This is a genomic window from Deltaproteobacteria bacterium HGW-Deltaproteobacteria-18 (assembly GCA_002841885.1).
GTDB lineage: Bacteria > Desulfobacterota > Desulfovibrionia > Desulfovibrionales > Desulfomicrobiaceae > Desulfomicrobium.
In genome coordinates this window covers 25,524-38,879 of sequence record PHBE01000001.1, presented here as the reverse complement: position 1 = coordinate 38,879, position 13,356 = coordinate 25,524, and the positions used below count along the sequence as shown (strand labels likewise).

The 13,356-nt window shown below is 58.8% G+C and carries 13 protein-coding genes; 9 read left to right on the top strand and 4 right to left on the bottom strand.

Annotated elements, in window-relative coordinates:
• Positions 1-36 precede the first annotated feature (36 nt).
• From CVU60_00195 to CVU60_00155, 9 genes are all read left to right on the top strand, one after another.
• On the top strand, positions 37-459 hold the full coding sequence (locus tag CVU60_00195; GenBank protein ID PKN43482.1) for a hypothetical protein: 423 nt from the start codon (positions 37-39) through the stop codon (positions 457-459).
• Positions 459-2,402 carry an ABC transporter ATP-binding protein gene (locus tag CVU60_00190; protein ID PKN43481.1) on the top strand — a complete coding sequence of 648 codons (1,944 nt, stop codon included), beginning with the start codon at positions 459-461 and terminating at the stop codon, positions 2,400-2,402. Before CVU60_00195 ends, CVU60_00190 begins: the two co-directional genes overlap by 1 nt.
• Complete coding sequence (locus CVU60_00185) at positions 2,399-2,803, top strand: hypothetical protein (GenBank protein ID PKN43480.1); 405 nt, start codon at positions 2,399-2,401, stop codon at positions 2,801-2,803. Before CVU60_00190 ends, CVU60_00185 begins: the two co-directional genes overlap by 4 nt.
• A 66-nt stretch (positions 2,804-2,869) precedes the next feature.
• A complete protein-coding gene (locus tag CVU60_00180; protein ID PKN43479.1) occupies positions 2,870-4,075 on the top strand; it encodes a pilus assembly protein PilC in 1,206 nt (401 codons plus the stop codon).
• 16 nt (positions 4,076-4,091) lie between these two features.
• Entirely contained in the window at positions 4,092-4,979 is an 888-nt protein-coding gene (gene metF / locus CVU60_00175; protein PKN43478.1) for a methylenetetrahydrofolate reductase [NAD(P)H], read from the top strand.
• Between the two features lie 15 nt (positions 4,980-4,994).
• Positions 4,995-6,023: an aspartate-semialdehyde dehydrogenase gene (locus CVU60_00170; GenBank protein ID PKN43477.1), complete on the top strand. Its 1,029-nt coding sequence runs from the start codon at positions 4,995-4,997 to the stop codon at positions 6,021-6,023.
• Positions 6,024-6,130: 107 nt separating this feature from the next.
• Positions 6,131-7,081, top strand: a complete 951-nt coding sequence (locus CVU60_00165) for a 4-amino-4-deoxychorismate lyase (protein PKN43476.1) — start codon at positions 6,131-6,133, stop codon at positions 7,079-7,081.
• Between the two features lie 8 nt (positions 7,082-7,089).
• Complete coding sequence (locus CVU60_00160; protein ID PKN43475.1) at positions 7,090-8,160, top strand: glycosyltransferase family 1 protein; 1,071 nt, start codon at positions 7,090-7,092, stop codon at positions 8,158-8,160.
• A 166-nt stretch (positions 8,161-8,326) separates the two neighbouring features.
• Positions 8,327-9,964 carry a thioredoxin reductase gene (locus CVU60_00155; protein ID PKN43474.1) on the top strand — a complete coding sequence of 546 codons (1,638 nt, stop codon included), beginning with the start codon at positions 8,327-8,329 and terminating at the stop codon, positions 9,962-9,964.
• A gap of 40 nt (positions 9,965-10,004) precedes the next feature.
• Here the strand turns inward: CVU60_00155 and CVU60_00150 are convergent, their stop codons facing one another.
• The 4 genes from CVU60_00150 to CVU60_00135 form a co-directional block, all read right to left on the bottom strand.
• Positions 10,005-10,349: a hypothetical protein gene (locus CVU60_00150; GenBank protein ID PKN43473.1), complete on the bottom strand. Its 345-nt coding sequence runs from the start codon at positions 10,347-10,349 to the stop codon at positions 10,005-10,007.
• Positions 10,350-10,662: 313 nt separating this feature from the next.
• Positions 10,663-11,667 (bottom strand): tRNA lysidine(34) synthetase TilS, encoded by a 1,005-nt coding sequence (tilS, locus tag CVU60_00145; protein ID PKN43472.1) that lies wholly within the window; start codon positions 11,665-11,667, stop codon positions 10,663-10,665.
• An 11-nt stretch (positions 11,668-11,678) separates the two neighbouring features.
• On the bottom strand, positions 11,679-12,011 hold the full coding sequence (locus CVU60_00140) for a hypothetical protein (GenBank protein PKN43471.1): 333 nt from the start codon (positions 12,009-12,011) through the stop codon (positions 11,679-11,681).
• An 11-nt stretch (positions 12,012-12,022) separates the two neighbouring features.
• Positions 12,023-13,351: a glutamyl-tRNA reductase gene (locus tag CVU60_00135; GenBank protein ID PKN43470.1), complete on the bottom strand. Its 1,329-nt coding sequence runs from the start codon at positions 13,349-13,351 to the stop codon at positions 12,023-12,025.
• Between the last annotated feature and the right edge of the window lie 5 nt (positions 13,352-13,356).

The following is a 13,356-nucleotide window of genomic DNA, read 5'->3' as shown; positions in this document are numbered from 1 at the left end:
GGCCGGCATCACACTTTTACACGTTGAGGTGCTTATATGGATCTGATTAAATTTGCCAAGGAAATGGAAACCGTCCTCAAAACGGCCGCGACCGAGAGCGAACTGGTTTCTCCGGCTTCTGAAGACGGCGCGATCTGGGGTTTTGAACTTGGCGAGGACGCCAGCGGCTTTCTGTCCCTGGAATCAAACGAGGGCACCCTCGATGTGCCCACGGTGACCGTGTCCCTGTCCCTGGGTTCCATCGAAGAGATCAGCAAGGAAGACCTGATGGATCTTCTGATCATCAACGGCGACCTGCTCGGCGCTTCTCTGACCATCACCCCGCCGCTCGGTGAAGAGCAGGAGGAGTTCCTCATGCTGCAGACCAAGTTCGTGGCCTCGGATTTCTCCGAAGACATGTTCAACAAGTCCGTCACATCGCTGATGACCCAGATGTCCATTTTCTTCGAAGCGGAATAATGTCCAAGATTACCGTTCAAGCTGTTTCCAAGGCATATTCCGGAGTGGATCTCTTCATGGGCCTGTCCATGGAGGTCCATTCCGGGACCCGTCTTGCCCTGGTTGGTCCCAACGGGTGCGGCAAGTCCACGCTGCTCATGATAATGGCCGGGGAGACCGTGCCCGACTCCGGCAAGGTCACCGTGCCCAAAGGTTCGCAGATCGGATTCGTGCGCCAGGAACTGGGCGCAGCCGATTTGGTCAAACCCCTGCAGGATTTTGTGCTGGAGGTGCTGCCCTCATGGGGGGAATTCTGGACGCAGTGGCGCGCCGCCCTGGATCAGGGCGACGAGGCCGCCTTGATCCGGCTGCACGACCGGCAGGAGGAATTGGAGCATCAGTACGGGTACAATCCCGAGCACAGGGCCCACGCCATCCTTTCCGGCCTGGGGTTTGCGCCAGCGGTTTTTTCCCGCCCCGTGGGAGAGCTGAGCGGCGGCTGGCGCGAACGGGCCAAGCTGGCCCGGGTGCTGGTGGCCGGGGCCGATATTCTCTTCCTGGACGAGCCGACAAACCATCTCGACCTTGAAGCCGTGGAGTGGCTTGAATCTTACGTGCTGAACTTCGAGGGCGTTCTCGTCTTCGTGGCTCACGATCGCTATTTTCTGGACCGGGTCGCAAACAAGGTCCTGTTTCTCGGCGGAGAAAAGCCTTTTTTACGCGACGGCAACTTTACCCAGTTTCTGGAATGGAACGCCGAACGCAATGATCAGGTTCGGCGGCAGGCCGAAAAACTCCGTACGGAGATCGGTAAGAAACAGGCCTTCGTTGACCGTTTCCGAGCCAAGGCCACCAAGGCCAAGCAGGCCCAGAGCAGGCTCGGCCAGATTGGCAAGCTGCAAAGCGAGCTTCAAACCCTGACCCCCGAGACCCGCTCCCGCACCCTGTCCTTCAGCTGGCCCGAACCCGAGCGGGGCAATCAGACCGTGCTTTCCGCCGTGGACTTGTCCTTTTCCTTTCCGGATTCGGTCCTGTTTTCGGATCTGTCCTTCAATATTTACCGTGGTCAGAAAATTGGGCTGGTCGGCCCCAACGGCCAGGGCAAATCGACCCTGATCAAGCTCATCACCGGTCAACTCAAGCCCAGCCAGGGCCACATCAACATGGGTTCGAGCATTGTCACCGGATACTTCAGCCAGCACCAGACCGACATCGTGCGACCGGCCTTCACGGTCATGTCCGAGATCAAGCGGCTGGCCTCGCCGTCGTGCACGGACCTGCAGCTCAAGTCCGCCCTGGGACTGTTCATGCTTGGCGAGCGCTACTGGGAAAAGAAGGTCGAGGACCTGAGCGGCGGCGAAAAAAACCGCCTGGTGCTGAGCACCCTTTTTCTCAGCCGTGCCAATTTCCTCATTCTGGACGAACCGACCAACCACCTTGACATGGAGAGCCGCGAGGCCCTCATGGACGCGCTCTCTGCGTATCAGGGCACCATGCTGGTGGTCGCCCATGACCGTTATCTCCTGAGCGAGGTGGTGAGCGAAATCTGGGAACTGCATGCCGACGGCATCGAAGTGCACCAGTGCGGCTTTGACGAATATCACGCCCGAAAGAAGGCCCGCGAGGCCCAGGAACTGGAAAAACCCGACATGACCCGCGCGGTGCGCAACGAGCAGAAGCTCAAGAAGCGCGAGCAGGCCGAGATGCGCAACAGAATTTATCAGCAGCTCAAGCCCCTGCGCAAAAAATACGAGAAACTCGAAGCGGAGCTTGAAGCCAATCTCGTCGAGCAGGAAACCGTGGAGACACGGCTGGCCGACCCGGCGACCTATGAGGATGTCCCCCTGTCCCGGGAACTGGGGCAGCGTTTCGCGGCCTTGCAGAACAGGGCTGAAGAGCTGATGTCGGATCTGGCCTATCTGGAAAAGGAGCTGCAGGAGCTTGAAATCCAGAGGGATGCATGACGAGCGACGCCATTGACGTGGTGGCCGGGATCATCGTTCGCGAAGGCAGGTTTCTGGCCGCGCGGCGCTCGGCTTCCATGTCCGAGCCCGGATTCTGGGAATTTCCGGGCGGCAAGGTCGAAGCCGATGAGACGCTTGGTCAGGCACTTGTGCGGGAACTGGAAGAGGAATTATCCATTGCAATAGATGCTTTTTCCCTCTGGAAAGTAAAGGAAAAAAAGGTTAAGGCAGGTGCAATTCGGCTCTTCTTTCATCTTGTGACGGAATTTTCAGGCGCACCAACGCCGCGTGAAGGCCAGGAACTGGCCTGGGTCACATGTGAAGAAGCACGGGGTTACTCTTTTTTGCCGGCTGACGAGGAGATTCTGTCCGAACTTTCGGCATGCCTGCAAACGCGCTAGGCCCCGATCGGATTCCCGGCAGCGATTGGTTACGTATTTTCCCGACCCAACTTCTGGAGGACGTTCATGCCTGTCTTCATCTATAAGGCCAAAACACGCGGTGGTAGATCGGTTAAAGGGGATTTGGACGCTCCAAGTCTTGAATTTGCCGAAAATATCCTCAGGCGCAAGGGATATGGCAATGTCCGGGTCAAGCCAAAGCCCAAGGACATCCTTGAGGGCACCTTTCTTGAGGGCGGTGTGTCCGATCGGGACATGGTCGTCTTCAGTCGGCAGTTCGCCACCATGATCAATGCAGGCGTGCCCATTCTGCAGGCCCTGCAGATCATGTGCGAGCAGACCGAGAACCCCAAGCTGCGCCGCAAACTCTACACGGTCAGAAACGACATCGAGGGCGGCAGTTCCCTGTACGAGGGCCTCAAAAAGCATCCAGACATTTTCGACGCCCTCTATTCCAACATGGTCAACGCCGGTGAGACTGGCGGTATCCTGGACCAGGTACTCCTGCGTCTGGCAGAATACATAGAAAAAGCCGCCAAACTCAAAGCCAAGATCAAGGGCGCCATGATCTATCCGAGCGTGGTCGTGACCGTGGCCGTGGCGGTCATCGCGGTCATCCTCATCTTCGTCATCCCGACGTTTGAGCAGATGTTCCGGGAAGCAGGCGGCGCGCTGCCCCTGCCGACCCAGGTAGTCATCTCCATGAGCAACTTCGTCATCAACAATTTCATGTTGCTTGTGGCCGGCATCATAGCCTTTATCGTGGGCTTCAAGTTTTTTTACAAATGGGAAAAAGGGCAGATTATCGTCGACCGCTGGGTTCTTTTCCTGCCCGTCTTCGGGCCCCTGCTGCGCAAGGCCGCCGTGGCCAAGTTCAGCCGGACGCTGGCGACCATGGTTTCAAGCGGCGTGCCGATACTGAACGCGCTGGACATCGTCTCGCGCACTTCGGGCAACAAGACCGTTGAGAAGGGCGTGCTCGAAGCCAAGAAATCCATCGCCGAGGGCCAGAGCCTGGCCGAGCCTCTGGAAGATACCGGAGTCTTTCCGCCCATGGTCATCCACATGATTGCCATTGGCGAGACCACGGGCGCCCTTGACTCCATGCTCTCGAAAATCGCGGACTTCTACGATGACGAGGTCGATGTGGCCGTTGACGCCCTGACCTCCCTCATCGAGCCCATCATGATCGTTTTCCTGGGTGTTGTCGTTGGTGGACTGGTCATCAGCATGTACCTGCCCATCTTCTCCATCGCCGACACAGTAGCCTAAGTTCAGGGAGTTTTTCGTGCGTATTGCTCAGTTGCTCCAGCGGCAGGAACCATTCCTGTCGCTGGAGTTCTTTCCACCCAAGGACCGGGCGCAGTGGCCCGGTTTTTTTGACGTCGTGCGCCAGTTGCGTGACCTTGGCCCTCTGTTTTGCTCCGTGACTTACGGCGCGGGCGGCAGCACCCAGCACAACACGCTTGAGATCGTGGCCCGCATGAAACAGGAATACGGCCTTGAGCCGCTGGCGCACCTGACCTGTGTCGGCGCGGACAGGGCGCGTCTTGGATCCTTTCTGGCCGGACTCGTCCAGGCCGACGTGAAGAACGTCCTCGCCCTGCGCGGCGATCCTCCTCGCGGCGAGAGCACCTTCACTCCGGACAGCGAGGAGTTTCAGCACGGCAGCGATCTTGTCTCCTTCATCCGGCAGGATTTTTCAGAGTTGTCCATCGGCGTGGCCGGGTACCCCGAAAAGCACCCCGAGGCCGCGAGCATGGATGACGACCTCGAGCGCCTGCGGCACAAGGTGGCCTGCGGGGCGGACTTCATCATCACGCAGCTTTTTTTCGACAATGACGCATATTTCGATTTCGTTGCCCGGGCCAGGGCGGTGGGAATCGACGTGCCCATCATTCCGGGCATCCTGCCGGTCCAGAACCTTGGGGCCCTGAAGCGGATGCTCACCTTTTGCGGAGCCTCCGTGCCCGAAGGGTTCATGAGCGATCTGGAACACGTGCACAAGGTCTACGGAGAGAGCGGGGTACGGGGGCTGGGGCTGGGCTACGCCAAGAGCCAGATCCGAAATCTGCTTGACCGGGGAGCCCCTGGAGTGCATCTCTACACCCTTAACAAAGCCGACACCTGTCTTGACATCTGGAAGGATTTTTTGCGCAGGGATGGGCTGAAGTAACATATTTTGGAGGCGATGATGAAGAAGATCCCCGTAGTGGCGGTGGTTGGTGCGACTGGCGCCGTTGGCAGAGAGATGCTCGATACTTTGGTTCGCCGGAATTTTCCCCATTCGGAAGTGCGGGCTCTTGCCTCTTCGCGCTCCGCGGGTACCAAGGTTGAATTCGGTACGAAAAAACTGACGGTGCAGGAATTGACCGAAGATTCCTTTGTCGGTGTTGATCTGGCCCTTTTTTCCGCCGGCGGATCCACATCCGAAAAGTTTGCGCCCTGCGCGGTCAAGGCCGGATGCGTCGTAGTCGACAACTCCAGCGCCTGGCGCATGGACCCGGCAGTTCCGCTGGTCGTGCCCGAGGTCAACCCGGACGATCTCGCATGGCACAAGGGCATTATCGCCAACCCCAACTGCTCGACCATCCAGATGGTCGTGGCCTTGAAACCCCTGCATGACGCGGCCCGCATCAAGCGTGTCGTGGTCTCCACCTATCAGGCTGTTTCCGGTACCGGCCAGAAGGCCATCGTCGAACTGGAAAGCCAGGTGCGCCAGCTTTTCAACGGCCAGGAAACCACCAACTCGGTATACCCGCACCGCATCGCCTTCAACTGTCTGCCGCAGATCGATGTCTTCCTGGATAACGAGTACACCAAGGAAGAGATGAAGATGGTCCTTGAGACCAAGAAGATCATGGGCGACGATTCCATCCGTGTCACCGCTACCGCGGTACGCGTGCCGGTCTTCTACGGGCACAGCGAAAGCGTGAACATCGAGACCGAGAAGAAGCTGACCTCCAAGGAGGCCCGCGCCATCCTGGCCCAGGCTCCGGGTGTTCGCGTTCTTGATAACCCGAGTGAGAAGATCTACCCGATGCCCGTTTTTGCAGCAGGAGAGGACGAAACTTTCGTGGGCCGCATCCGTGAAGACGAGAGCATCGAGAATGGGCTGAACATGTTCATCGTGGCCGACAATATTCGCAAGGGCGCGGCCCTGAACGCCGTACAGATCGCTGAGGTGCTTCTGGAACGCGGCCTTTTGCGCATTTCGTAAACTCGACACGCTTCCAGTTCTCCGCACGCCCCGAACCTGACAACGGCTTGGGGCGTGTTTTGCGAGTGCAGTGCGATGAGGTGCGGCTTGCCGCCATGGAGGGTAATATGGCTGAAATCGGAAATGAGCAGTTCTTTTGGGAACGCTTGCTGGCTCTCCCGCGTCCCGGCGAAGAGAATTTTCTGGCATTCTACGATCATCGGCTGGGGGCGATTTTCACCAATCCGCGCCTCATGCTCATACCTCTTGATGACCACCTCGTGCATCGCGGTGACGGCGTATTCGAGGCGCTGCGTTTTGAGGACGGAGCCATTTATCAACTGGGCGAACATCTGCTGCGTCTGGAACGTTCCGCCGGGGCCATCGGGCTTGCGTTGCCGATCAGCACTGCAGAGCTGGACGACCTGATCCGGCAGGTCTGCCTGGTCAGCGGCGCAAACGAAGGCAACGTCATGGTTTTTGTGGGGCGCGGTCCTGGCGGATTCACCCTGGACACCCGCGAATGCCCGCACCAGAGCCTTTATATCGTGGCCAAGCGCATCGTCCGCAAGCTCGAATCCTTCTGGACCGTCGGGGTCAGTGCCGTGCGCACGCGCATTCCGGCCAAACAGGGCTGGATGTCCCAGATCAAGAGCGTGAACTATCTGCCCAACGTGCTCATGAAAAAGGACGCCGTGGAACAGGGCGCCGACTATCCTCTCTGTTTCGACGGGGAGGGTTTTCTGGCCGAAGGCTCCACGGAGAATGCGGTGCTGGTGGACCGGGACGGGGTTTTCGTCGTGCCTGAACTCAAGAACGCCCTCATGGGCACGACCCTGAAGCGGGCCATGAGCCTGGCCGCGGGATTCATGCAGGTCGCCACACGTCCCGTGCCCGAGTCCGAGCTTTATGACTGCCGCGAGATCATTCTTCTGGGGACGAGCATAGATGCGGTCGGCGTGGTCCGTTACAATGACCGTGTCGTGGGCGACGGTGTTCCCGGTCCGGTCAGTCTGCGTCTGCGTGAACTGCTGGTGGCGGACCGCAAGGCCCATGGTCAGCCGCTGCGGCGGGCGTGAGAATTCAGATGGCGGACAGAAAGAAGGCGTTGCCGGGGGCCGCGGGAGTGACGCATCTGGATCTTGGATGTGAATATCGTGGTGGTCAGCGTCAGGTCATATATCTTGCCGCGGAGCAGCATAAGGCCGGGATGTGTGTGTGCGTGGCCGCGCCCAAGGGCGCGCCCATTCTTGATGCGGCCCTTGAGCTTGGGCTGGCGATTGCGCCGCTGCCCCGCAGGCGTGATTATCATCCCCTGAATCTGGCCGCGCTGCTTGGTTTGCTTCCTTCCTCTCCCCATATCCTTCACACCCACGATTCCCGCGCCGCCTCGCTTGGGGCCTTGGCGCATCTCTGCAGGCGGGACCTGACCCTGATCCATTCCCGGAGGGTATCCTATGCCCTGGGCCAAGGCTGGAGCCGCTGGAAATACCGGCTTGGGGCCTTGGTGGCTTGTGTCAGCCGGGAAGTTGAGGATGTGGTTCGCCGCGCTGGAGTTTCCCGCACCGCGGTCATTCCAAGCGCCATCGTGCTCGACAGGTATTCCCGCAGGAAGCCCGGGAACCGGGGGCGGGTGGGACTCATCGGCGCCCTTTCCCCGCAGAAGGGGCATGCCCAGTTTTTTCAGGCTCTCTCGCTCCTTGCGCATGTGCCTGAGGTCTGGGTGATCGGAGACGGAGCCTTGAAGGCCGACCTTGCGCGTCAGGCCGAAAGTTTGGGCCTTTCAGACCGAATCGTGTGGAAAGGTCATATCGAGAGCGTCCAGGTTCTCCCCAGCCTCGACATATTGATCGTGCCCTCGGCTCATGGCGAGGGGTCAAGCGGGGTCGTCAAGGAGGGATGGGCTTCGGGCGTGCCCGTGATCTGTTCCGATCTTCCCGCCAATCTTGAGTTGGTCCGCGACGGTGTCAACGGGCTTGTCTTCACCAATGGCGAACCGTCATCCCTTGCGCTGCAAATCAAGCGCCTGCTCGAAAATCCCGCCTTGGGCGAACAACTCGCTTCGGCAGGGAACCGGGATGTTGCGGCCTATGATGCATCCTTGATGCACGCTGCGTATCTGCGGGCCTATGCCTCGGTCCTTCCCCCCCGGTCTTGATGCTTTATCACTTCCCTCATGGCCTTTGTTCCGCGTTGACTGCCGTCTCCCTGAATCTATTCTTTCGTGACGTTTCGTTGCAACCACCGACAGCGCTTTGACAAATGTCCGGAAGACGTTAGAGAAACAGTTCGCAATACTCGTTACTCTATCTCCGGAGGCTCTCATGACCAAACCCAATAAAAATAACGACTGGTTTCTGCCCGAGGATCAGCGCAAGGCCCTGTCCTCCTATCTGAAAGATTTCAAGGAAGTGGTGCCGGTGCACCTGTTCGTGAAGCCCGGTCAGAACGATGCCTATGCGGACTTTGCGCAAAATCTCATGAAGGATCTCGTTCGCCTCACCGACAAGGTCACTTTAAGCGTGCATTCGCAAGATGAAGCGGCCAACAGCAAATATGCAGTGGAGCGTTTCCCGACGCTGCTCATAGCGCCCGAAAAATATTCCATTCGCTTCACAGGAGCCCCGGCCGGCGAGGAAGGGCAGGCCTTTTTGCATGCCCTGATGATGGTCTCCACGGGCAAGAGCTTCCTGTCCGAGCGCAGCAGGGAACTGCTGCAGGAATTGCAGGAGCCTCGTCAGGTCAAGGTTTTTGTCAGTCCGACCTGCCCTTATTGTCCCGGGCAGTGCGTCAACGCCATCAAGGCGGCCGTCGAGAAACCGCTTTTGGTCAGTGTCGAATGCATCGAGACCGGTGAGAACCCCGAATATGCCGAGGAGTATTCCGTGGGCTCCATTCCGCACACGGTTTACGACGACAAGCTGTCCACCGTGGGCATGGAGGCTGAACTGGCTTTCGTCGTCCAACTCCTCACCCTCAAGGCGGCCAAGGACATGGCGGAGGAAAGGGGTGTCATGGATGCGGCGGACGTGAGCCGGCACGATGTCGTCATCATCGGCTCGGGGCCAGCGGGGCTTACGGCCGGAATCTACGCCAAGCGCGCCGGTCTTGACGCCGTGGTGTTGGAAAAAGGCATTGTCGGCGGGCTGGTCAGCATCACTCCGGAAGTGGAGAACTATCCCGGTTTTATCAACATCGGCGGCAAGATGCTCATGGACATGATTCACGAACAGGCCAAGCAGTACGTGGATGTGATCACAGGCCAGACGGTGGAAGAGATCAAGGTTGCCCGGGATATCGAGGTCTTGACCCAGGACCGGATTTTTCTGGCGGATGCCGTCATCTACGCGGCGGGGGCGACCTGGAAAAAGCTCGAAGTTCCCGGCGAGGAACGTTTCATGAGCAAAGGCGTGTCGTTTTGCGCCTCTTGCGACGGATTCATGTTCAAGGGCAAGAAGGTTGCCGTGGTCGGAGGCGGAAATACTGCCCTGACCGACGCCCTGCACTTGAAGAATCTGGGGGTGGACGTGTTCATCGTGCATCGCCGCGACAGCTTCCGGGCCGAACAGCACCTTGTCGATTCAGTGCTCAGGGAAGAGATTCCCGTGCGTTGGAACAGCGTTGTCGAGGAGATCGGAGGAAAAGAGGCGCTCACGTTCATAAGCGTAAAACATGTAAAAACCGGTGAAACAGAGCGTGTCTCTGTGGACGGGCTTTTTCTGGCCATCGGCATCGTGCCCAACGTACAGGCCGTATCCCATCTGGGCCTGGCCCAGGAGCCGGGCGGCTATATCCGTGTCGACAGGCAGGGGCGGACCAGCATTCCACGCATCTATGCGGCCGGAGACATCACTGGGGGAGTGCAGCAGATCGTCACGGCCGTCAGCGAGGGCGCTACGGCGGCCATGGCGGTTTTCGAGGATCTGACGAGACGCAAGGCGGAACTGGCCGCGCGCAAATGAAAATGGCCCTGCAAAGGGCCATGAAAAATGCCGCCTACGGTCAGCTTTCCGTTGTGGCAGAAGACAGATAGCGCAAACCTACTCCGTATTCGGCGTTTGAATCGGGCAGGTTTTTTTTCCATATGACCTTCGCGTAATAGCATGTCTTCGGATTTTGATATTCAGCCACGGGGTTCTGGAGTTCTTCATCCGTCAATACTTCGATGAGCAGATTGGCGCCAAGTTTCGGTGGCGGGTAGTTCAGTTCCAGGTACATGCCGGTGCTGCTGTAATTTATCATTTTGGCAATCCGGCATTCCTCCTGCTCTCCGGCGCAAAAACGGATGACGGCCTTGTGCGGAATTCGATCTTTTTCCCGATTATCGCTCTTCTTGCTGACTCTCATACACACCTCGTCTTTACTGCAAAGTCAGGCTCCGTGAACCTGAACTACATACTTCTATGTAGTTTTGAAGCAAGTTATATACCAAGTAATTCGTATTTTTGACAACCCTGTGTGTCAGTGTCGTTTCGGAAATCAACCTGCCTGCCTGAGGACCTGTTCCAGTTTTCCCGGACCAAATACGGATGGGGATTTATCGGGCGAAACATGCAAAGAGGTTGCTCCAGCTTTTTCATTCCGGCATGTTGGCGATAAATACGGCCGTGGAACCGGACCTGCTGGATAATGGCAGGGCTCTTTGCGGAAAATCCGGATTTTACGGAGTGCGTTTCTGGAAATGAAAGCGGATGCCCGCGGGTTCCACCGAGGCGATCTTGTCGCCTGGAAACTGGATGGTCCTTCCACAATTTTTGCGCATCCAGGCCTTGTCGAGGAGCAAAAGATGGTCCGCCAGCGCCTGCCCTGGCCCCATGGAGTCAAGGATGGCCTTGTAAAGGCGAAGTCGCATGGCCTGATGCGCCTCAAGCATTGTCTGATCCAGCATGAAATCCCGTTCCGGAGCGGGCAGGTCCGGCAATTGTTGGCTCCAGTATTCCTCATCGATCCGGGCGAGGGTCCAGAGTTGCATGGAGGTCCTGAAAAACGAGGGATTTTCGCGGCGCAGGAGTGGCAGGATATCGTGTCGGATACGGTTGCGGGTGCGATCCGTCGAGGTATTGGACATGTCTTCGCACCAGCCTGTCCCGGTCTCTTCCAAGAAGGCGCGCAACTCGCTTTTTTCCAAGCCCAGCAGTGGCCGCAGCAGGCTTCGACACGGATCTATCCCCGGCATGCCGCCCAATCCGGGCCAGCCAGTGCCTCGCAGCAGGCGCATGACGATGTCTTCGGCCAGATCGTCGCCATGATGGGCGGTGACGATCCAGTCCGCTTGATGCTCGCGGCGCACGGAATCCAGAAAGGCGTAGCGCGCCTGACGGGCGCATTCCTCAAGGCCTCGTCCCGACGCGGCCTTGAGCGCAGGTACGTCGAGCCTTGTGGTGCGCAAGGGAATATCGAGCCCTGAGCAGACTGCCTGGGCATGCTCCAGTTCCTGGTCCGATTCGGGCCTGAGGCCGTGGTGGGCATGGGCGGCGACGATGGTCAGGTTCAACGGCGTGCGCAGCAGGTGGAGCATGTGCAGCAGGGCCGTGGAGTCAAGGCCTGCGGAGTAGGCGACCACCAGGCGTGCGCCGCGAAGCTCAACTCCCAGGACCTCCCGGCAAAAGCGCGGGATGCCGAGGCAACGCCGGGCCATGTGTCGAGGGAGGTCCTGAAGTCTCATGGGCTTTGGGATCAGAGGGGGATATTCAGGTCTTTGAGCAGGTTTTCCAGGTAGGTGATCATGTGCTCCTGCTGCTCGGGAGTGGCGTAGGCGATGCACGCGCAGCGCAGGATGCGTTTGGCCCGGACCAGGAGTTCGAGCCGGACCCAGTCGCGGCCAGTCTCGACGGCCATGTAGAACGGTCCGCATTCGGGGGCGTGTTCCTGCTGCACGGGCGAAAGGAGCGCAGGCGGCAGGTTGAAGTGGAACAGGTGCTCGATGCTCAATAGCTCCTGTTCCTTGAGCCAGTTTTCGAGCTTTTCCATGTCTTCGGGGGTGATTTCATCGATGACAAAGGCGCGCATGGGATTCTCCGTTATTTGCTGCCGGTCGGGACTTTTCGGTCCAGATGGGCGTCTTCGGGGATGGCTTCCTCGTCCAGATTGAACATCCGGCGGGCATTGTGGATGAACCGCTGGGCCGACCCTTCTTCCAGGGAACGGCGTTTGAGGTAGCTTATGGGCTCGTGGTAGATCTTGTGACACAGGGATTTGGCCAGTCGCTCAAGGATGGCGACCATCTGCGGATCCGGGTTGGGTCCGAGCTGTTTGATGGATTTCCTGAGCTCCTTGCGTGCAATGCATTCACCCTGGTCCAGCAGCGCTACGATGGTCGGCTGCAGGGCCAGTCCGTCGCGCCAGCGCATGAAGGCGCCCACTTCCTCGGCGACTATGGTTCTGGCCTTCTGCGCTTCCTGCTGTCTTCCGGCCAGGTTTTCTTCGACCACCTCTTTGAGGTCGTCGATGTCGTAGAGATAGACGTTGTCGAGCCCGTTGATGTCGGGGTCGATGTCTCGCGGCACGGCGATGTCGATGAAGAAGATCGGTTTGTGGCGGCGTTTGCGCAGCACTTCCTTCATGTCCTTGGCGCGGATGATGGCCGTGGGCGAACCCGTGGAGCTGATGACGATGTCCGTTTCAAGGAGCGCCTGATGCAGTTCCTCGAAGGGCATGGCGCGGCCCTTGAACTGCCTGGCCAGTTCCTCGCCCTTGGCCAGGGTGCGGTTGACCACGGTGATGTCGCGCACGCCGGAGGAAAGAAGGTGCGTCGCTGCCAGTTCGGCCATTTCCCCCGCGCCGATCAAGAGGGCGCGGTGGTTGGTCAGGTCGGTGAAGATCTTGCGCGCAAGTTCCACGGCCGCATAGCTGATTGATACCGCACTGGAGGCGATGGCCGTCTCGGTGCGGACCCTTTTGGCCACGGAAAAAGCCTTGTGCAGCAGACGGTTGACGATGACCCTGGCCGCACCTTTTTCCACGGCGTTGCGGTAAGCCGTCTTGAGCTGACCCAGAATCTGGGGTTCGCCCAGGATCATGGAATCGAGGCTTGAGGCCACGGTGAAGAGGTGGCTTACGGCATCGTCTCCGACATGACAGTAGGTGTGGCCTTCCAGATCGCTGGCGGGCTGTCCGCACTGGTCGGCCCAAAAGCGCAGGATTCTTGCGCGCATGTCCGCCACTTCCGCTCCGACAACCAGAAATTCGACGCGGTTGCAGGTCGAGAGGATCATGGCTTCGTTCACGGCCCCGGCTTCGCTGACCAGACCGGTGGCGGCAGGGTCGCAATCGGTCAGCGCAAAGCGTTCCCTGATGTCGACACCGGCGGTCTTGTGATTCAAACCAACGAGATAGATTTCCTGATTCATGGATT